Origin of the sequence: Amycolatopsis sp. NPDC004625, assembly GCF_040609695.1 — a bacterium.
Classification (GTDB): Bacteria; Actinomycetota; Actinomycetes; order Mycobacteriales; family Pseudonocardiaceae; genus Amycolatopsis.
Genome location: NZ_JBEXKX010000003.1, coordinates 259,060 through 280,181 on the forward strand (window position 1 = coordinate 259,060; position 21,122 = coordinate 280,181).

Consider the following 21,122-nt stretch of genomic DNA (forward strand, 5'->3'; position numbering starts at 1 on the left):
CTTCAGCGCTCGAGCTTGGGGATGGTGGTGGCGGCGGGTGCGTCGGCGGCGGGCGCGGGCCCGCTGCGCAGGTCCTCGATCCGCTCGGCCAGCGCGGCCACCGTGGACGATTCGAAGAGGGTCTTCATGGCCAGCCGGGCGCCGGTGGTCTTGCGGACCTGGGCGATCAGCTGGATGGCGACCAGGGAGTTGCCGCCGAGGGCGAAGAAGTCGTCGTGGACGCCGACGCGCTCGACGCCGAGCACTTCGGCCCACTGGCGGGCGATCTCCGCTTCGAGGTCGGTGCGCGGGGCGACGTAGCCGTCCTGCTGGACGGCCTCGGCCGGCTCGGCGGCCTCTTCGTTTTCTTCGAGGCGTTCGGCGGTCACCCGGCGGTCGAACAGGTCCTGCACCGGGCGGGTGCTGATCACCACCTGCCCGCCGAGACCGGGCGTCAGGGCCCGCAGGAACGCCTCGGCGCCGTCGACCGGCCGGATGCCGACGGAGTCCACAGTGGACTTGGGTACGGCGCTCAGCCCGCTGCTGACCGCGTTCTCGTCGACCTGCCGCAGCACGAAGTCCTCGATCTCGACCAGCACGCGGCCGGTGTCGTCGCACAACGTCAGGTCGGCGGCGATCACCTGGTCGCCACCGGTGTCGCGGTGGCGCAGGTGGCTGTGGAAGCTCGCCGGGAGCGGGGCGTGCACGACCACCCGTCCGTAGCTCATCGGCAGGTACGTGCCGCTCCCCCGGCCGCGGCCGAACGCCGTGGCCACGTCGAGCAGCGCCGGGTGCATCCCCCAGCCGGTGTCGAAGACCGGGGCGACGACCGACGCGAGTTCCTCGTGCTCGCCGACGTGGTGGGTGCGCAGCGCGGCCCAGCGCGGGCCGAAGGTGACCATGCTGGTCCGGCCGGTGCCGAAGGCGTTGCCGTCGTCGAGCACGCCGGTCCGGGCCCGCACCGCGTCGAGGTCCACAGTGGACGTCGCCGGGGCCGGGACCCAGCCCGCGGAACCGCGGACGTGCACCTTCGTGACCCCGGCCGCGCGGCTGGTCACCGTGAAGCCGTCGCCGTCGAAGGCGACCCGGTACTCCGCGACGGTCCCGTCCGGCACCGAGAACGGCTCCAGGAAGGCAACGTCCTGCAGTTCGACGACGTGCCCTTCGCCGGGGCGCGGCCGGGCGGCCTCGACCGCGGCCCGCACGGTTTCCAGGTGCCCGGTGCCCGGGACCACCGGCACCCCGGCGATCCGGTGCTCGGCCAGCAGCCAGTGCCCGTTCGCCGAGACCAGGCCGTGGCAGCTCTCGCCGGTGCGGGTGGTGAGCACCGGGTGGGTGACCGGGCCGTCCGCCCTGGTGCGGGTGGTGCGGATCGTCGTCGGCGCCTCCACCTCGGCGGCCATGCCGACCTCGTCCCAGCCGCCCCAGTCGTGCGAGACGACCCGGGCCTGCCAGCCGTGGTCGCCGCGGGCGTAGGCGTCGAGGAAGTTGTTGGCCGCGCAGTAGTCGACCTGCCCGAAGTCGCCGGAGACGGCGGTGACCGAAGAACACAGCGCGACGAAGTCCATCGGCAGGTCGGCGAACGCCTCGGCCAGCGCCAGCGTGCCGCCGATCTTCGGGGCGAGGACGGCCTCCGCGGCCGCCCGCTCCTTCACGTCGGCAACGCCACCGCCGGGGAGCCCGGCCGCGTGCACGATCCCGTCGAGCCCGCCGAACTCGCGTTCGGCCAGCTCGCGGACCTCCCGCAGCCGCGCCGCGTCGGTGACGTCGGCGGCGACGACGTGGACCACCGCACCGGCCGCTTCCATCCGCCGGATCGCCCGGATCGCCCGGCCCACCCGGTCGTCGGCGGTGCGGGCGTCCCATTCCTCGCGGGGCGGCAGGCCGGAGCGGGTCAGGAGGACGAGCTTGGCCCGCACGCGCAGCGCGAAGTCCTCGGCGAGGGTGATGCCGATGCCGCCGGTGCCGCCGGTGATCAGGTACCGGCCGCCTTCGCGCAGCACCGGGGACGGCACCTCGGGCACGCTGAGCTGGGCGTGGCCGAGGACCCAGCGCCGGCCCCGGCGCAGGGCGACTTCCGGCGCGTCCGCCGGTCCGAACAGCTCGGCGACGACCTCGGCGGACACGGTTTCGACGTCGATCCGCCGCACGAGGGTGCCCGGGACCTCCAGGGGGACGACCCGCGCGATGCCCGCGAGGGTCGCGTGCTCGGGCCGGGTCAGGTCGGTGCCGGTGACGTCGGCGGTGCCGCTGCTCAGGACGTCGATCCGCACCGGCTCGCCCCACGCCTGGACCAGGTTCAGGACGCTGAAGAACCCGCGCTCCTGGGCGGCCATCCCGGTCTCGGACCCGCCGAGCGCCCACGCGTGGACCACCCGTTCCGGGAGGGTGCCCAGCGCGGCGACGAGGTCGTCGTAGTCTTCGCGGACGCCAGGACGGACGGTGAAACCGCCCTCGACGGCCGCGAACCGGTCACCCGGGCGGACCCCGGTGACCGTGACCCCGGCGTCGCGCAGCAGGCCCGGCAGGACGTCGTCGTCGACGAACGCGAGACAGCCGGCGAACGGCTCGCGCCGCAGCTCCGGCCCGGCCTGGCGCCAGGACGGCACGGCGAACCACTCGTCGAGCGGCAGCGGGCCGCTCGGGCGCACCGGCTCGGCGACCGTCCCCGCCGGGTCGGGATCGACCCAGTAGCGCTTGCGGGCGTAGGGATACCCCGGCAGCGGTACGCGATACCCGGACGTCGTGGGTTCGAGGGGAACCCCGTGTGTCCACAAGAGACCGGCCGCGGCGAGGAGCGTTTCGACGTCGCCTTCGCGGTCGGTGCGGCCGGGCAGGCTCGGCTGCGGCGCGGGCAGGCCCTTCGGCACCTGGCCGCGGGCGAGCCCGGCCAGCTGGTGCCCCGGCCCGCATTCGACGAGCGCCCAGCGGTCTCCCCCGGCGAACAGCGTCCGCACGCAGTCGCCGAACCGGACCGCCCGGCGCAGGTGGGCCGCCCAGTACGCCGGGTCGGTCGCCTGCATGCCGGTGATCCAGCCGCCGGTCAGGTTCGACAGGAACGGCAGCGACGGCGCCGACCGCGGCACCGCCGCGACGGCCTCGGTGAACTCCGCCAGGATCGGGTCCATCATCGGCGAGTGGAACGCGTGCGAGGTCACCAGCTCGCGGCACTGCACGTCACTCGACCTGAGCAACGCGGCGAAGTCCGCGATCGCGTCGGACGGCCCGGCGACGACGCAGGTGCCGGGGCCGTTGACACCCGCGATCGCCAGCCCCTCGGGCAGCCGGTTCGACACCGCCTCTTCGTCGAGCTGGACGGCGAGCATCGCGCCCGCGGGCATCGACTGCATCAGCTCACCGCGCCGGACGACCAGCGCCACCGCGTCGGCCAGGGTGAACACCCCGGCGACGGTCGCGGCGACGTACTCGCCGACCGAGTGGCCGATCATCGCGCCGGGCCGTACGCCCCAGCTGCGCCACAGCATCGCCAGCGCGTACTCGACGACGAACAGCGCGGGCTGCGTGTAGCGGGTTTCGCGCAGCCGCGCGTCCCCGCCGCGGTCGAAGATCAGCTCCTTCAGGCCCGGCAGCCCGGCCAGCTCGCAGCACTCGTCGACGGCCGCGGCGAACACCGGCTCGGTGCGGTACAGCTCCGCGCCCATCCCGGCGTACTGCGAACCCTGGCCGGAGAACAGGAACGCCACCTTCGGCTCGGCCGCCTCCGCGGTCAGCAGGCGCCGCGGGTCGCGCAGGCCGTCGACCGCGTCTTCGGAGTCGCGGGCCACGACGACCGCGCGGTGCCGGTACTCGGTGCGCCCGGCGGCGAGGGTGTGGGCGACGTCGGCGAGGTCGAGGTCGACGTCCCCGGCCAGCCGGTCGGCGAGGCGCCCGACCGCGGTGGCCAGGGTTTCCGGCGTCTTCGCGGACACCCGCAGGAGGTGCGCCGGGTGCGGGCGGCGGGGCCGCCGCGGCGCCGGGGCCTCTTCGAGCACCAGGTGGGCGTTGGTGCCGCCGACGCCGAACGAGCTCACACCGGCCCGGCGCGGGGTGTCGGCCGCTTCCCACTTGGTCACCGTCCGCGCCGGGTGGAACGGGCTGCGCGGGAAGTCGATGCCCGGGTTGGGTTCTTCGTAGTTGATGGTCGGCGGGATCAGCCCGTGCTCCATGGCGAGGACGGTCTTGATCAGCGCCACCACCCCGGCCGCCTGGGACAGGTGGCCGATGTTCGACTTCACCGAGCCGATGGCGCACCAGCCGGTGTCGGCCACCCCGTGTCCGTACACAGTGGACAGCGAAGTGATCTCGATCGGGTCGCCCAGCGCGGTTCCGGTGCCGTGCGCCTCGACGTAGCCGATGGTGCGCGGGTTCACCCCGGCCATGCCGACCGCCTGCGCGATGGCCTCGGTCTGGCCCGCCACGCTCGGCGCCGAGAAGCCGACCTTCGTGGCGCCGTCGTTGTTGATCGCGTTGCCGAGCACGACCGCCCGGATGTGGTCGCCGTCCTCCAGCGCCTGCGAGAGCCGCTTGACCAGGACGACCCCGACACCGCTGCTCCACACCGTGCCGTTGGCGCCGGCGTCGAACGCCCGGACGTGCCCGTCGGGCGAGGTGAAGCCTTCGACGCCCATGTACCCGATGCCGTGCGGCATCTCCAGGTTCACGCCGCCGGCCAGCGCCATGTCGCATTCGCCGTTGCGCAGCGCCTCGCAGGCCAGGTGCACCGCGACCAGCGACGTCGAGCACGCCGTGTGGATCGCCAGGCTGGGGCCGCGCAGGTTCAGCTTGTACGACACCGACGTCGTCAGGTAGCTCGGCTGGTTGCCGGTCGACATCCCGATGCCGCCGTGCTGCGAGGCCATCACGCGCTCGTTGCGCAGCAGGTTCTCGATCAGGTAGCCGGTCCGGCCGGTGCCGCCGTAGACCCCGATCGCCCCGCGGTAGCGGGCCGGGTCGTAGCCGCCGTCGGTCAGCGCCGAGTGGCAGGCTTCGAGGAACACGCGGTGCTGCGGGTCGGTGATCTCGGCTTCGCGGCTGGTCATGCCGAACAGGTCGGCGTCGAACTCGTCGAAGCCCTCGACCACCGTGGTCGCGTTGACCCAGCTGGGATCGTCCAAAGTGGCCGCGTCCGCGCCGCGGGCGAGCAGCTCTTCGCGGGTGGCGGGCCGGATGGACTCGACGCCGTCGACGAGGTTGCGCCAGAACTGGCGCAGGTCGCCGGCGCCGGGCACCCGGGCGGCCATCCCGACGATGGCGATCGGGTCGGCGCTCGGGTCCGCGCTCGCGTCGGGTTCGAGGTCGTGGGTCACAGCGGTCGCTCCTGTTCCTGGCCGGTCGTGCCGGCACTGCGGCGGGGTCTTCTGGACGGGGTGCGCCCTCGGCGGGCGGCGACCCGCTCGGCGGCGCGGGCGAGCTCCGGGCCGGGTGCGGCCCCCGCGTGCAGGTGGGTGGCGAGCGCGCGGACGGTGGGGTGGGTGAACAGGTCCACCATCGGGATGCGGCGGCCGAGCCGGGCAGTGACCTCGGCGTGGACGCGGGCCAGGGCGAGCGAATGCCCGCCGAGGTCGAAGAAGTTGTCCGTGACGCCCACGGCCTCGCGGCCGAGCACCTCCCGCCAGGTCGCCGCGATGACCGCCTCGGTGGCGGCCAAAGCGGCGGGATCGGCGACGGACACCGGCGCCGGACGGGCTGGTGCGGCGGCCTCCGGAGCGGCGGTCCGGACGGCGGCCCGCGGGAGCTCCGGCGCGCACCTCGCGGCCGGCCGGTCCGGCTCGGCGACCAGGGCGGCGAGCAGCGCCGTGAAGTCCTCGGCCAGCGCGGCCATCCGGGCCGCGTCGAAGAGGTCCGGGTTGGAGAGCAGCTCGACGCCGTGCCCGAGGACGTAGACGGTCAGGTCGAACGGCGAGCCGGGCTTCTCGACCGGCAGCCACGCCCCCGGCACCCCGGGCAGGTCCAGCCGGGGTTCGGTGAAGTTCAGGACGTTGACCATCACCTGCACGAGCGGCGCCCGCGACGGGTCACGCCGGACGCCGAGCGCGTCGACCAGGCGGTCGATCGGTGCTGCCGGGTGCGCGGTGGCGGCCAGGAGCTCGTCCCCGCTGCCCCGCACCTGCGCGGTGAAGTCCGCGTCCCCGGCGCGCAGCCGGACCGGGACGATGTCCACGAAGAACCCGGCGACGTCCTGGGTTTCGGGCAGCTGCCGGTCGGCGACGACGGTGGCGACCAGGTGGTCGGTCCCGCCGGTGAGCCGGCGCAGCAGTTCCCCGAACGCCGCCAGCACCACGCCGGCGCGGGTGGTCCCGGTGCGCGTGGCCAGTTCGCCGACAGCCTCGGCGACACCGGCGGGGAACGCCTGGTGGTGGCTCGCGCCGCGGTAGGTCTGCACGGCCGGCCGCGGCCGGTCCCGCGGCAGGTCCAGAGTGGACGGTGCCCCGGCGAGGTGGTCCTTCCACCAGGCCACATCGACGGCTTCCCGGCGGCCGTCCCGATCCGCACGCCAGACCGCGTAGTCCGCATAGGACGCCTCGGGCGGCGGCAGCGGCTCGCCGCGGTAGGCCGCACCGAGATCCCGGCAGAGGAGTTCCTGCGACCAGCCGTCGAACACCGCGTGGTGCAGCGTGAACCCGAGGACGTGCTCGTCGGGTTCCACCCGGTAGAGCCGTACGCGCCACGGCGGTTCGCGGTCGAGCCGCACCGGCGTCGCCGCGTCGGCGGCCAGCCGGGCGCGCACGGCGTCCGCGGCCACCGGGATCACCGGCAGCGGCACGTCGTCCGGGGGCAGGCACTCGGCCCGCGGGATCCCGTCGACCGGGCGGATGCGCCACCGCAGGACGTCGTGCCGCTCGGCCACCGCCCGCAGGGCCGTCTCGAGCGCGGCCACGTCGAGGGGTCCGGTCAGCCGGAACGCCATCGCGATGTTGTACGGCGCCGCGTCCGGGGCGAGCTGGTCGAGGAACCAGAGCCGCCGCTGCGGCGGGGACAACGCGGGCGCGTGCCCGGTGGTCAGCCCGGCCCCGGTGAGCGGGGCGGCCGCGGCGACCCGCCGGGTGAGCCCGTCCAGGGTCCGCCCGGCGAAGACGTCCTCGACGGACACGTCCGCGGCCAGGTCCCGGCGCAGGGCCGCGACCAGCCGCATCGCGGCGATCGAATCGCCGCCGGCCAGCAGGAAGTCGGGTCCGGCCCCCGGGCCGAGCACCCGGCGCCACACGGCTTCCACCGGCGAGGCGGGCGCTTCGACGTCCCCGGAAGTCGTCTCGGCGAGGGCGCGCAGGGCGGGCCGGTCGATCTTGCCGGTGACCGGGTTGACGGGCAGGACGGCCAGCCGCCGGATCGCGGCCGGGCGCATCGCCCGGGTGAGCCGGTCCCCCGCGTGGGCGTGGATGTCCGCGTCGGACGGCGCCGACGCCGGGGTCAGGAACGCGACCAGCCGGGTGCCGCCGGGCCCGGGCACCGCCTCGACCGCGACGGCGCCGACGTCCGGGTGGGCGCCGAGCGCGGCTTCGACCTCGCCGAGCTCGATCCGCTGGCCGCGGACCTTGACCTGGCGGTCGGCGCGGCCGGCGAACTCGAGCCGGCCGTCGGGGCGCAGCCGGGCCAGGTCGCCGGTGCGGTAGAGCCGCTCCCCCGCGGCGAACGGGTCGGCGACGAACTTGCGCGCGGTCAGCTCCGGGCTGTCCAGGTAGCCCGCGGCCACCCCCGGGCCGCCGATGACCAGCTCGCCGACCTCCCCGGGCAGGACGGGCCGCAGCTCGTCGTCGACGACGCGGGCGCGGTGGTTCGGCAACGGCGTGCCCAGCGGCAGCGGGTCGGCCGGGAGGCCGGTCACCTCGTCGGCGACCACGACGACGGTCGTCTCGGTCGGGCCGTAGACGTGGAAGAACCGGCGGCCGGGCAGCCAGCGGGCGGCCAGCTCGGCGGGCACCGGCTCGCCGCCGCAGGCCACGGTCCGCCAGCCGGGCACGTCCGCGGGGTCGAGCAGGGACAGCAGCGTCGGCGTGATGAAGCCGAAGTCGACTTCGTGCTCGACGGCGAACCGGCGCAGCCGTTCGGGGTCGGCGCGGTCGGCCGAGCCGGCCAGCTGCACCGAGCCGCCGACGGCCAGCGGGACGAAGACGTCCATGGTGAACGCGTCGAAGCCGAGCGAGGAGATGCCGAGCGTCCGGGTGCCGGGGCCGACGCCGAGGCGGGCGGCGAACCCGCCGACGAACGCGACGATGTTGCGGTGGCGGGTCAGCACGCCCTTCGGCCGCCCGGTCGACCCGGACGTGTAGAGCACGTGCGCGGTGTTCTCCGGTGTCGCGGGACAGGTGCCCGGAGCACCGGGCGGCGGCACGTCGATCCCTTGCGCAGTCCCGAATTCCGCGACGGCCGCGTCGCCCACGACCAGGGTCGCGCCCGCGTCGGCGGCGATCGTGGCCAGCCGGGCCCGCGGGCCGCCGGGTTCGAGCGGGACGTAGCAGGCGCCGGAGAGCAGGACGCCGAGCACCGTGCTCACGAGGGCGGTGCTCCTGTGGGCACACACGCCGACGCGGGTTTCCGGCCCGGCGCCGCGCTCGCGCAGGGCGGCGGCGACGCCCCAGGCCGCGGCGACGAGCTCAGCGTAGGTGAGCTCGGTTCCGCCCTGCCGCACGGCGGGCGCGTCCGGCGTCCGCCGCGCCTGCGCGAGGATCAGCGCGGCGATCGTGGTGTCCGGATAGGACAGTGGCGGGCCGTCGATGCCCGTGCCGGGCAACGTGTCGGTCACGGTGGACTCCCCAGTTCGGCACGGCCGCGGTGGCGGCCGTGTGGTCGTGCGTGCGGCTCACGGGTGGTGTCCCGGAACCGGCGGGTCGATCCAGCAGCGGGTGCGCCGGAACGGGTGGCCGGGCAGCGGTACCCGGCCGGGCCGGGCGCCGTCGTGGCGGGCGGCCCAGTCGACGCCGTCGCCGCCGATCCAGCGGGCGGCCAGTTCCCGGGCCGCGCCGGGCGGGCCGGCCAGGTCCGTCCCGCCGGCGAGCAGGGTGTCCAGGGCTTCGACGGCCTCGGCCACCGTCGAGGCGACCACGGCCGCGCGGACCGGGAACTCCCGGCGGCCGACGGCGAGGGTGTAGGCGACGTCGGCCAGGTCCGGCGGGTCGGCCGCGAGCCGGTCCCGCACCCCGGTCAGCGTCTCGCGCAGGGCGTTGCGGTCCCGCGCCGACACCGGCAGGACGTGCGGGCCGTCGGCCGTCACCCGCGGTCCCGGTGCCGGGGCCTCCTCGACGATCACGTGCACGTTGGTCCCGCCCATGCCGAACGCGCTCACCCCGGCCACCCGCCGGGGCGCCTCGGGCCAGTCCGCCGCCTTGACGGGCACGTGGCACGGCCCGCCGGCCAGGTCGACCTCCGGGTGGGGCGCGGTGAAGTGCAGGTTCGGCGGGATCACGCCGTGGCGCACCGAAAGCACGGCCTTGATCAGCCCGGCCACCCCGGCGGCCGCGTCGAGGTGGCCGATGTTCGTCTTGACCGAGCCGAGCGCGCAGGTGCCCGGCGGGACGTCCCGGTACACCCGGTTGACCGCGGCCACCTCGATGGCGTCCCCGAGCGGCGTGCCGCTGCCGTGCGCCTCGATCAGCCGGACCTCGGCCGGGTCGACCTCGGCCACCGCGAGGGCCTCGGCGATCGCGGCCGCCTGGCCCGCCGGGCTCGGCACGGCGTACCCGGCGCGGTCGCCGCCGTCGTTCGTCATCGCCCAGCCGGGCAGCACGGCGTGGATGTGGTCGCGGTCGGCGAGCGCGTCGGACAGCCGCCGCAGCACCACGACCCCGGCGCCCGAGCCGAACCCGGCGCCGTCGGCCGCCGCGTCGAACGACCGGCAGCGGCCGTCCGGGGACGCCATGCCGCCGGCCCGGTACCGCGGCCACGTCACGCTCACACCCCCGGCGATCGCGAGGTCGCAGCGGTACTCGGCGAGGCTCTGCGCGGCCAGCCCGACCGCGGCCAGCGAGCTGGAGCAGGCGCTCTGGACGGCCACCGCGGGCCCGGTCAGGCCGAACCGGTAGGCGAGCTGACCGGGCAGGTGGTCGGTGAGCTGGCGCCCGAGCAGCCGGCCCTCCCAGTCGTCCGGGTCGACGCCGCCGGTCACGGCCGGGTTCCCGAACAGGTGGAACAGGAAGTACCGGTTCACGCCGGTGGACGTGAACACGCCGACCGGGCCGGACTCCCGCGCCGCGTCGCGGCCCGCGTCCTCCAGGGCCCGCCACGCCGTCTCCAGGAAGAGCCGGTGCTGCGGATCGGTCCGCGCGGCTTCCTCGGCGGTGAACCCGAAGAACCCGGCGTCGAAGTCCTCGACGCCGTCGAGCCGGCCCCCGGCGCGGACGTGCGCGGGGTCCGCCCGCAGGCCCGGGCCGATGCCGAGCGCGGCCAGCTCGTCGTCGGTGTAGTCGTGGACCGCGTCGGCGCCCGCGCACAGGTTCCACCAGAACGTGTCGGCGTCCGGGGCGCCGGGGAACCGGCAGGCGAGCCCGACGACGGCGATCAGGTCGCTGCCGGGTTCGTCCTCCGTGGACGGTCCGCCGCCGGCCGGCCGGTCGTCCGAAGTGGACCGTTCCAGGTACGCGGCCTGCGCCGCGACCGTCGGGTGCTCCAGCAGGTCCAGCAGCGGGACGTCGGCCCCGAACTCCGCGGCCAGCCGCTGCTGGACCCGGCCCAGCAGCAGGGAATGGCCGCCGACGTCGAAGAACGCGTCCGTGGTGGCGATCCGCTCGTGCCCGAGCACCGCGCACCAGATCGCGTGCACCCGCCGCTGGGCCGGGGTCATCGGCCCGGTGGCGACGGGCGCGGGCGGGCGCGGGTCCGGAAGCGCTTCCTCGTCGAGCTTGCCGCTGACGGTGAGGGGGAACGCCGCGACCGTGGTCACCGCGGTGGGCACCGCGTGCCCGGGCAGCACCTCCGCCAGGGCGGCCCGCAGCACCGTCCCGTCCGGCCGCGACCCCGCGACCGGGACGACGTAGGCGAGCAGTTCCCCGTCGCGGACGATGGCGCGCGCTTCGGCCACCCCGGGCCGTTCGCCGAGCCGGGCCTCGATCTCGGTCAGCTCGACCCGGAACCCGCGCACCTTGACCTGCCGGTCCAGCCGGCCGAGGCAGACGACGGTCCCGTCCGGCCGGACCCGGCCGAGGTCGCCGGTGCGGTAGCTGCGGACGCCGGCGGCGGTGGTGCCGAACGCCGGGCTCAGCCGGTCGAAGTAGCCGTCGACCAGGTAGTCGCCGCTGACTTCGAGCTCTCCGCCGTCGAGCACGGTGAGCGTGTAGCCCGGCAACGCGGTCCCGATGGGCAGCGGGCCGGTGTCGTCCGGGCCGACGTCCGCGGCGGTCAGCCGGTACTGCGCGGCGAAGGTCACCTCGGTGGCGCCGTAGCCGTTGACGTACTCGCAGCCCGGCGCGAACCGGCCGCGCCGGACGTCGGCGTAGGTCGCCTGCTCGCCGCCCAGCAGGACGGTCCGCACCGAGGGCAGGTCGCCGTCGAGGGCGTCGAGCAGGTGGCGGTAGACCGTCGGCGTCGAGTGGTAGACCGTCACCTCGTGCCGCGCGAGCTCGCGGGCCGCGTGGGCCACGCCGTGGGCGCGGACGTCGACCGGCACCACGGCGGCGCCGGTCAGCAGCGCCGGGTAGAGGTCGGGGATCGCCGCGTCGAAGCCGAAGGAGGCCAGCAGGCTGACCCGGTCCGCGGCGGTGATGCCGAGCGTCGTGATCTGGTTGTCCACCACGTGCAGCAGGTTGCGGTGGGTCTGCGCGACGGCCTTGGGCGGGCCGGTGGAGCCGGAGGTGAACAGCACGTAGGCGGGCGCGCCGGGATCCGGGTCGGGCACCGGCAGCGGCGCGGTGTCCTTTCCGGACCGCACGACCCGCGCGGACTCGGTGCGGCACAACGCTTCCGCCAGCTCGGCGTGGTCGGGGTCGGCGAGCACGGCCGACACCCGGGCCGCCGCGACCTGGTGCGCGAGCCGGTCCCGCGGGAACGTCGGGTCCAGCGGGACGTAGGCGCACCCCGCGGCCAGGGTGCCGAGGATGGCGGCGATGGCGGGCGTGCCGTGCCCGGTGACCAGGCCGACGAACTCGCCCGGCCGCACCCCGGCGTCGAGCAGCCGGGCGGCGTGCCCGCCGGCCAGTGCGGCCAGCCGGCCGTAGCTCACCGCCGAACCGTGCTCGAGCACCGCGATCCGGTCGGGCGAGCGCCGGACGGCTTCCGCGAAACGTCTGAGACAACCGGGTTGCGTCATCGCCCGGAGTCGGCTCCCGACGGCGAATGGGCGCGCGGAAACCAAGGCGGTGACGTGGACTTCATCTCACTCCCCAGTGCGATATGACGAAGAATCACGCAAGGCTAAGGGGCAAGACAGCGTCTGGGGATACGTATTCCGCAGAGTTCAGCCGAATGACCTATCGAACCTGGACCAGTCGCAGCAGTTTCCCACGTCATCCACACCCGCGGCCCGATCACTCGCCACTGTGGACACTCGGTCCGCTACCGATCGTCACCGCGCGGAATGGCGATCGTCCCGGTCGGATATTCACCGACCACCGTTTCCGCCGCTTTGTTTCCGCGGCCGAAACGGTGGCCGTTCCACGAAATCGATTCAGCCGCGGGCGCGGCGACACCCGTCCACTCGGGACACACGGATCAGCCGGCGTCGGCGAGCAGGCCCTCTCCCGGCGCCGCGCTCCGCAGGAGGCACGGGTGACACGGCATGCCGCGCAGCCCGTCCAGCACCTCGGCGTCGGCGGGGAAGATCGGTTCGCCGCAGAGAGCCGTCAGGTGGTCGGGCACCGGGCCGGCCGGGACGGGGATCAGGTGGCAGACGCGTCTGCTCTCGCCGACGACACCTCGGCGTAGCCGCACCAGTGCGAGCATTCCACCGTTCTCACCCATACGAGCAAGGTAGGCGAAGATCGGCGCGCCGACTTCGTGTCCGGGACCCAACGATCTTGGGCCCCGGTGGTCCGGGACACCAAAGTCACACCGGGGAGAGCACCGCTCCGCCCAGGCGGCGGCACAGGGTGAGCGCCAGCTCGACGTCGAGGCGGCCCTCGCCGAGCCCGCGCGGCAGCAGGTCCTCCGCCTTGCGGACGCGGTACTGCACGGAGTTCTTGTGCATCGTCAGCTCGGCCGCCGCCGCGGTGTAGCTGCCGCCGGAGGCCAGGAAGACCCGCAGCGTCTCGCGCAGCCGCCCGCAGTTCTCGTCGTCGGCGGCCAGCGGGCCCAGCGTGCTGGCCACCCACAGCCGGGCCGCGTTGAGGTCGCTGGACAGCAGGGCCACCGTGCCGACCTCCCGGAAGGTCAGCACGCGGTCGCAGTGCTCCCCGGCGGCCAGGGCCAGCGCGTGCGCCCGGCGGGCCTGCTGGTGGGTGTCGCGGAAGCCGCCGACACCGGTCCCGGGCTCGCCGACGGTCACCCGCACCCCGGGCGCGCTCTCCGCGAGCGCCGCGTCGAGGTGCTCGCGGCCGACCGTCGCGCCCGGCGCGAGCGGCAGCCACACCCAGGCGCTGGCCTCGTCGCGCGGCACGAACAGCGGCCGCCCCTGGCCGCGGACGCGCTCGAACACCGACCCCGCGACCGCCTCGAGCAGCGAGAGCGCGTCGTCGACGAAGGCCTCGGAGGCGTGCCAGACGATCATCCCCACGTGCCGCCCGCGCAGGCGGTAGCCGATCACCGCCTCGGCCGCGTCGACGTCGGGCGGGCCGCCGCTGCCGTCGAGCAGGTCGGCCACCTTCGCCGCCCGCGCGGCACTGCGGTTGAGCAGCCAGCGGTCGCGTTCGTCCTGGTAGACGCCGACGAGCTGGCGGACCACCCGGGTGATGAACTCGTAGGCGACCCGCAGCAGCCGGCGCATCATGGCCCCGAGCAGGGCCGCGTCGTCGACCGCCCGGATGCACTCCTGGAACCCGAAGTCGAGCATCGCGGCCTGCCCGAGGTCGTAGGCGCGGATCAGGTCGAACACCGGCGTACCGCGCTGGGCCAGCCGGCGCGCGTACTCCACCGCCGCGGCGGGCGGCTCGACGGTCGCCGGGTCGATGCCGTGCCGGAAGATCTGCAGCGCGGTCTCGATGTTCTGGTAGACGCTCGCCGACAGCAGGCTCACCATGCGCTCGTCGTCGTTGACCAGCTGCGGCAGGTCGGCGGCGTACAGCTGGACCAGTTCCCCGGTGAGATCGCCTGCGCGGTCCGCGAGGGTGGCGGCGATCTGCCGGATGCGCTCCGAGACGACTTCTTCGTCCACCATGGAACCACCTTAGGGGGTCCTGCCTCAAACCGGCCGACGAAGTCGCCGATCATGTCGAACGTCGCCCCGGGCACCGCCGGGCGCGGGCCGCCGGAGCGGCTCGCCGAGGGAAACAACACATCATTCGGACGCAGCGAATACGGCAATCGGATCCACGATTTTGTTAAGTCATCCGTTAAGTTGCGACATCGAAAGACTCGAAAATTTTCCGAAAGAGCGGACCGCTTTCCCGACTGGTCTGGACCATCAGCTGAAGATCACCCGTACGGCGGCTTTTCCTTGCACCGCAACGTCACTGTGTGATCGTCCGCCGCGGCTCGCAATTTTCGAAAGCGCCTTACCCGACTTCGGGGTCTTGTGACAACTCCCCACGAGCGGTATATCTGGAGCACCGAATTCGCAGCGGCCGGTCGCGCCACCGGCCGGTTCGATGCCGCCCGCTCTCGCCAACGGAGGCACCATGCACCGCCTTGAACCGGCCCGCGAACACGTCATCGGGCTCTACCGCATCGTCATCGGCTTCCTCTTCACCTGCCACGGCCTCAAGACGATCTTCGGCCTCTTCGGCGCGAAGAGCACCACCGCCGTCACCGCCTGGCCGGGCGGGTGGGCCGCGCTGATCCAGCTGGTCTGCGGCGTGCTGATCTGCGTCGGCCTCGCCACCCGGGCCGCCGCCGTGCTCGGCTCCGGCTCGATGGCCTTCGCCTACTTCACCGTGCACCTGCCGCAGGGGCTCTTCCCGATCCAGAACGGCGGCGAAGCGGCCACCCTGTTCTGCTGGGGCCTGCTCCTGGTCGCCTTCGTCGGCCCCGGCCGCTTCGCGCTCGGCAACCTCCCGGTCCTGCAGCGGTCCTCCGCGGAGCCGGCCCGGGCCCGGGTCACCGCCGGCTAGCCAGGCTGGCCAGGCTGGTCAGGTACGCGAGATCCCGACGCCGCTGCGCGCGTCGGGACCGTACTTCGCCAGCTCCGCCGCGAGGTCCAGCCGGCCGATCGACACGCTCTTCGCCCGGTCCTCGTCGGTCAGCAGCTCGCGGGGGATGATCCAGACGACCTCGAACTCGATCCCGTTGGGATCCTTGGCGTACAACGACTTCGTGGTGCCGTGGTCGGACGAGCCGACCAGCGCGCCCGCTTCGGCGAGCCGGGCGGCGAGCCCCTCGAGGTCGCCGAGCGTGTCGACCTCCCACGCGAGGTGGTAGAGCCCGACCGACGTCCGCCCGGCGCCGGACTCCGCGGCGTCCGGGCCGACCTCGAACAGGCCGAGGTCGTGGTCGTTGGCCGAACCGGGCGCCCGCAGGAAGGCCGCCCCGCGGTGGAGGTCGCCGTCCGGGATGTAGCCGAACCCCAGGACGTCCCGGTAGAAGGCCACGCTCTCGGCGAGGTTCCGGACGTACAGCACGGCGTGGTTCAGGCGGAAGATCGACATCAGTGCTCCACGGTCGCGGCGGCGCGCAGATAGGTTGAAGTTTCAACTTCAGGCTAGGGGCGAACCGCGGGCCGGTCAACCCACCAGCGACGTCACCCACAACCGGCCGAGCCAGGCCGCGTACCGCTCGTCGGACCACGCGCGCTGCTCGACGAGCCGGTACCACAGCGTGCCGTCCGTCGTCGACCACAGCACGTCCCGGCACTCCTCCTCCGGAACCGCCAGCTGCCCGGTGGCCGCGGCCGCGCGGGCGTGCTCCCCCATGCCTTCCAGCCGCTGCCGGTCGATCTCGGCGAGCATCGCCGCCGCCGCGGGGTCGCTCGCGGCCGCGCCGCGCACGGCGAGGTGCAGGCCCGCCGTCCGCCGCATGACCGCGGTGTCGAAGACGGCGAACCCGGCGAGCCGGGCCCGCAGGTCGGACTCGGCGAACAGGGCCCGCAGCTCCGGGCGTTCCAGCAGCGGGACGTCCCGGTCGTCCCCGCCCACGGCGACGTCCCAGGCGCGGTGCAGCAGCGCGGGCTTGTTCTTGAACGCGGCGTAGACGGTCTCGGACGCGACCCCGGCCTCGGCGGCGACGTCCGCGATGGTCGTCCGGCCGTAACCGCGCGTGACGAACAGGGCGTGCGCCGCGCGCAGGATCCGCCGCCGGTTCTCCGCCGCCTGCTCGCGGCGCCGGCTCGAGTCGTACTGGCGCTTGACGGGCCCACTCATCCGATACATCCTCACTGTATTGAAAACAGCATGACTGTATTGGAGTCATCATGCCAGCACCCACCGACGCGTTCCTGGCCGACATGCTGCCGAGGCAGACCGCCGCCGAGCAGGCCATCCACGACGGCGACGCGGAGCCGCGCACGGCACTGTGGTCGAAGGAGGACCCGGTGAGCCTCTTCGGCGCCTGGCTGCCGGTCCGCACCGGCTGGGCGGACGTCAGCGCCGCGTTCCGCCGCGTCGCCGCCCAGTTCGGCGACACCCGGGACTACCGCTTCGAAGTCATCGCCGCCGGCGCGAGCGGCGACCTCGCCTACACCATCGGCTTCGAGCACAACACGGTGTCGGTCAACGGCCGGGAGACGACCTACACCCTGCGCGCCACGCACGTGTACCGCCGCGAAGACGGCGAATGGAGGATCGTCCACCGCCACGCCGACCGGCCACCGGACGAACCGGCACCCGAGGAAACCATGACGGAGACCCACTCTCGGTACGCCCGGTGACCGACCGGGCGACAAACCTTCGACACCGCATCGAGGCCCTGGTCAGGCCGGCCGGCGGTTCGTACGGTGAGTCCACCGCAGGACACCGTGTCAGCCGTCCCGCGGGCGGTGGTGCCCCCGGAGCCGACCTTTCCCCGAAGCCAAGTCCCGGGGCACCACCGCATCACCCCGCGCCCTTTCCTCCCGGCGCCCGGGTGGCTCGGCAGCTTCTCGCGGAGCTAGCTCGGGCCTGGCTTCGAGAGCGCGGATCTGCGCACGGATCCGGGTGCTCTCCGGGGAACGGCAGTCGTCGTAGATGCGCAGTGCTTCGCGCCAGCACTCGAGAGCTCGTGCCGTGTCGCCGGTGTCGCGCAGAACGTCGCCGAGCGTGTCCAGGGTGTGGGCGAAGAAGGTGGGGAAGAACTCGGGTGAAACGATGCGAAGCGCTTGCTCACACAGCTCGATCGCGCGGTGGTGGTTGCCCGAGCTGTGGTGGATCGTCGCCATGCAGCGCAGGTTGCCGACCTGTCCTTCGCAGTCACCGGCCTGTTCGCTGAGCACGAAGCCCCGGTAGGCGTGGTCGAGGGCCTCGCCGGACTCGCCCGACCGGAACGCGATGACCGCCAGGACCGACTCGATCTGGGCTTCTATGCGTCCGTGCTGAGCACCGGGAGCCAGCGGCAACGCCGCCAGCAGGTGGTTCCGCGCCTCGGCGAGGTGCCCCCGCACCCAGCACCCATCACCGAGTTGCAGGAGCGCCGTCGCTTCGCACCACGGTTTTCCCAGCTCGCGAGCCGTCTCCAAGGCGGTGCGGAGCACGTCCTCGGCCTCCTGCCACCGGCCGAGCACCTGGAAGGTCTCCCCCAGGCTGATCAGCGCCTGCAGCTCCTCGCGAGAGTCGCCGACGCGGCGAGCGGCCGCCAGCGCCCGTGCGCGCAGGTCGAACAGGTCGTCCCAGCGTCCCCGCCGGTGCAGGATCATCGCGGTCGTTTCCACGAGGAGCAGGGTCAGGTCGGTCTCCTCGTGGAGATCGGCCTCCCGGGTCGCGGCCACCAGGTTGTCCACCTCGAGCACGGTCCACGCCCACGTCTCCTCCCGCCCCGAAAGCCGGACCTCCGGCCGGGTCCGGGTGGCCAGCCGCACCGCGGGATCCCAGTCGCGGTGTGCCGGGAACAGGATCCCCAGCGCCGTCTTGGCGTGGTGGGCGTACCACATCAGCAAGGCACGGCGAGCCCGGTCCACCTCGGCCGGGGAATCGTCGCGCCCGGTCCGGTCGACGGCGTGGGCGCGCAGCAGGTCGTGGAACCGGTAGCGCTGCCGGCCGGCCGCGGGCTCGATCACGTGCGCCCGGGCCAGCGCCGCGAGCACCCGCTTCGCCTCCGGCAGCTCGAGCCCGGCCACCGCGGCGGCGGCTTCCACGCAGAAGTCCTCGCCGGGGTGCAGCCCGAGGCGGCGGAAAACCCGGGCGTGCCCGGCCGGCAACCGCTGGTACGACCAGTCGAACACGGCACGCACGGCCGCCCGGTCGTCCCCGTCCTGGCTCAGCGCGTCCAGGCGGACCCGTTCGTCGGAGAGTTCGGCGACCACGTCGCCCACGGTGACGTGCGGGGGCGCGACCTGGCTGGCGGCGATCCGCAACGCCAGCGGCAACCGGCCGCAGTACCGCACCAGGTCCCGGACCGCGTCCGGTTCGGCGGCGGCCCGCGCGGGACCGAGGATGCCGGCGACCAGCTTCACGGCGTCGTCCTGCGGCAGCAGGTCCAGGGTCAGGCGGGTGGCCGCCTCGGTCACCACCAGCCCGGTCAGGCTTTCGCGGCTGGTCACCACCACGACGCAGCCCGGTGTTCCCGGCAGCAGCGGACGAACCTGGTCGGCGTGGTTGGCGTTGTCCAGCACGATCAGCATCCGCCGGCCCGCCGCCAGCGACCGGAACAGGCCCGCCTGCGCCTCCGTCCCCACCGGGATCTGCTCGGCCCGCAGCCCCAGCGCCCGGAGGAAGCCCTCCAGTACCTCACCGGGTGTGGCCGGGTCGCCCGTTCCGTAGCCACGCAGGTTCACGTGCAACGTGCCGTCCGGGAACCGGCTCTGCACCCGGTGCGCCCACCACACCGCCAAGGTGGTCTTCCCGATGCCCGCGGTGCCGTCCACCGCCGTGATCACGACCGCTCCCGACGCGCCCTCGTCCGCGGCCGGCAGGAGCGCGTCCAACGCGGCGACGTGGTCGGCGCGGCCGGTGAAATCCCTGATCGAGGGCGGCAGCTGCCGCGGCACCTCCGGCAGGCCCGGCCACGGCTCCGGCGATCCGGTCAGCGACACGTGCCGGATCGACCCGGCCTGCACCACCGGGCCCGTCACCGCGCCGCCGACGTCGTTGCGAACGCCCGGTCCCTCCGTCACGGGAAGCAGTGTGTCGCTTCCCGCCCCGCCGGCGCGAGGCGGTCACCGAGGTCCACCCGCACGGAGCAGGTCATAAACCGATCGGTTTTCCTTCCGCCTCCGGCCCGGTTACCCTCGCAGGATGACGACCGAGGCGAAGCCGACCCGCGAGCGCCTGCTGGACGCGGCCGCCACGCTCACCTACCGCGACGGCGTCAACGTCGGCGTCGAAGCGCTGTGCAAGGCCGCCGGGGTTTCGAAGCGGTCGCTGTACCAGCTGTTCGAAAGCAAGGACGAACTCCTCGCGGCGAGCCTCAAGGAGGGCGCCGGCGCGTTCGTGACCGGTCTCCTCCCCCCGGCCGACGACGGGCGGCCGCCGCGGGACCGGATCATGCACGTCTTCGCGCAGGTCGAAACCCAGGCGCACGCCCCCGGTTTCCGCGGCTGCCGCTACCTCGCCGTGCAGATCGAACTCAAGGACCCGCGCCATCCCGCGAGCCGGGTGGCGCGGCGGATCAAGCGGAACCTGCTGGGTTTCTTCCGCGCCGAAGCCGTCCAGGGCGGAGCGGCCGATCCGGAGCTGCTCGCCCGGCAGCTCATCCTGGTCTTCGACGGCGCCAGCGCGCGGGCGGGGATCGGCGTCGACACCCTGAAAGGGCTCCTCACCCCCACCGTGACCACCCTGCTCGACGCCGCCGGCCTGGGTGGAACCGTCAGGACGGCGGCGGCCAGCCGCCGGTGACCTCCTTGACCGGCTTGTGCGGGAAGCGGCGCCGCGCGTACTCCCCCGCCCGAGAGTCCGGCAGGACGTACAGCGTCTCCCGCTTGTCCTGCAGCGGCCGCAGCACGGTGTCCAGGAAACCCTTGCGGTCCGCCAGGTACGGGCCCAGCACGTCCTCGCCGGCGGGGCAGACGGCCAGGCAGTAACCCGACTTGTACCCCGGCGGCGAAGCCATGCTCTGCCACAGCGAAGCGCTTTCGGCATCGGTGACGCGGGCCCGGTAGTCGGCGGCGTCCGCGCTGTCGGCCACCGTCTGCGCCCAGTCGGTGAAGCCGCTCATGAACTCGCGGTAGTTGTGCGTGGTGCAGGCCAGCCCGTCGAACTGCCCGTCCTTGGCGATGGCGCCGACCGGGCACGCCGTGACGCACAACTTGCAGTCGATGCACGGGTTGTAGTCCAGTTCCTGCCCGTACTCGCTCACCTCCGCGTCGACCAGGACGGTGGCCAGCAGCACGAAGCTGCCGAACCGCGGGTGGATCACGTTGCGGTGCAGGCCCATCACCCCGAGGCCGGCGGCCACCGCGACCGTCTTGTGCGCGACGACCCAGATCCGGTCCGTGCCGAAGCGGTCCATCTCCTGCGGGAAGCCGGCCGACGGGTTGATCGCGTGGTGGCCGGCGTCCTGCAGCGCCCGGGTCACCGTGCGGGCGGCGTGGTTGGCCTGCTCGTCGGTCCGGTGGAACTCCTGGTTCGCCACGCTGCGGGCCGGTGAGCGGCAGTTGTCGCGGTTCATCCGGAACGCCATCGCGACCAGGGTGCGCGTGCCGGGCAGCGCACCCAGCACGTACTCGCGCTCGCCCGCCAGGTCGGGGTGGTCGAGGCTCACCGCGGCGGCGTCGTCCGCCCCGGCGGCCAGGCACAGCTCACGCAGCCACGCGGCGTCGAGCACCTTCGACGGCTTCGCGGCGGCGCGGTCGCGGGCGAGCACCGCCTGCACGGACGGGTGCGCCGCCAGTTTGAGCGGGAGTTTCGGCTCCCCTTCGGCTTGCGCGGCGGTCATCCGGCCTCCTCGTGCGTCGGCTCGGCCCGGCGTAAACCGATCGGTTTCCGGGCTCGCCGCTCACGGTAGCACCACACCTTGCCGCGGGAAACCGATCGGTTTACGCTCGGCAAAACCGATCGGTTTCA

Annotated in this window: 12 protein-coding genes; 3 read left to right on the forward strand and 9 right to left on the reverse strand. The window is 74.0% G+C overall.

Translation table 11 applies throughout. From position 1 onward, the window contains the following. Positions 1–2: 2 nt before the first annotated feature. The 5 genes from ABZW17_RS04900 to ABZW17_RS04920 all read right to left on the reverse strand — a co-directional run bounded on the left by ABZW17_RS04900 (position 3) and on the right by ABZW17_RS04920 (position 14,215). Entirely contained in the window at positions 3–5,285 is a 5,283-nt protein-coding gene (locus ABZW17_RS04900) for an SDR family NAD(P)-dependent oxidoreductase (protein ID WP_354809707.1), read from the reverse strand. Then, entirely contained in the window at positions 5,282–8,719 is a 3,438-nt protein-coding gene (locus ABZW17_RS04905) for an amino acid adenylation domain-containing protein (protein ID WP_354809709.1), read from the reverse strand. Before ABZW17_RS04905 ends, ABZW17_RS04900 begins: the two co-directional genes overlap by 4 nt. Positions 8,720–8,776: 57 nt before the next feature. Continuing rightward, positions 8,777–12,214: a beta-ketoacyl synthase N-terminal-like domain-containing protein gene (locus ABZW17_RS04910; protein ID WP_354809711.1), complete on the reverse strand. Its 3,438-nt coding sequence runs from the start codon at positions 12,212–12,214 to the stop codon at positions 8,777–8,779. A gap of 401 nt (positions 12,215–12,615) precedes the next feature. Beyond that, a complete protein-coding gene (locus ABZW17_RS04915; protein ID WP_354809902.1) occupies positions 12,616–12,846 on the reverse strand; it encodes a hypothetical protein in 231 nt (76 codons plus the stop codon). Between the two features lie 103 nt (positions 12,847–12,949). Next, the gene (locus ABZW17_RS04920) at positions 12,950–14,215 is read right to left on the reverse strand and encodes a helix-turn-helix domain-containing protein (protein ID WP_354809713.1); all 1,266 of its coding nucleotides are present in this window, start codon (positions 14,213–14,215) and stop codon (positions 12,950–12,952) included. 460 nt (positions 14,216–14,675) lie between these two features. On the opposite strand from ABZW17_RS04920, the gene ABZW17_RS04925 reads away from it, so the two are divergent. Beyond that, a complete protein-coding gene (locus ABZW17_RS04925) occupies positions 14,676–15,107 on the forward strand; it encodes a DoxX family protein (RefSeq protein WP_354809715.1) in 432 nt (143 codons plus the stop codon). 18 nt (positions 15,108–15,125) lie between these two features. Here the strand turns inward: ABZW17_RS04925 and ABZW17_RS04930 are convergent, their stop codons facing one another. Further along, positions 15,126–15,641, reverse strand: a complete 516-nt coding sequence (locus tag ABZW17_RS04930; RefSeq protein ID WP_354809717.1) for a VOC family protein — start codon at positions 15,639–15,641, stop codon at positions 15,126–15,128. A gap of 75 nt (positions 15,642–15,716) precedes the next feature. Continuing rightward, positions 15,717–16,352, reverse strand: a complete 636-nt coding sequence (locus tag ABZW17_RS04935; RefSeq protein ID WP_354809719.1) for a helix-turn-helix domain-containing protein — start codon at positions 16,350–16,352, stop codon at positions 15,717–15,719. Positions 16,353–16,402: 50 nt separating this feature from the next. On the opposite strand from ABZW17_RS04935, the gene ABZW17_RS04940 reads away from it, so the two are divergent. Further along, on the forward strand, positions 16,403–16,858 hold the full coding sequence (locus tag ABZW17_RS04940; RefSeq protein WP_354809721.1) for a nuclear transport factor 2 family protein: 456 nt from the start codon (positions 16,403–16,405) through the stop codon (positions 16,856–16,858). A 90-nt stretch (positions 16,859–16,948) separates the two neighbouring features. Here ABZW17_RS04940 and ABZW17_RS04945 read toward each other — a convergent pair whose 3' ends face one another. Beyond that, positions 16,949–19,234, reverse strand: a complete 2,286-nt coding sequence (locus ABZW17_RS04945) for a tetratricopeptide repeat protein (RefSeq protein ID WP_354809723.1) — start codon at positions 19,232–19,234, stop codon at positions 16,949–16,951. Between the two features lie 121 nt (positions 19,235–19,355). On the opposite strand from ABZW17_RS04945, the gene ABZW17_RS04950 reads away from it, so the two are divergent. Further along, positions 19,356–19,955: a TetR/AcrR family transcriptional regulator gene (locus ABZW17_RS04950; protein ID WP_354809725.1), complete on the forward strand. Its 600-nt coding sequence runs from the start codon at positions 19,356–19,358 to the stop codon at positions 19,953–19,955. Here ABZW17_RS04950 and ABZW17_RS04955 read toward each other — a convergent pair. Next, on the reverse strand, positions 19,927–20,994 hold the full coding sequence (locus ABZW17_RS04955) for a 4Fe-4S binding protein (protein ID WP_354809727.1): 1,068 nt from the start codon (positions 20,992–20,994) through the stop codon (positions 19,927–19,929). The two genes, ABZW17_RS04950 and ABZW17_RS04955, sit on opposite strands and share 29 nt — an antisense overlap. Positions 20,995–21,122: the final 128 nt, after the last annotated feature.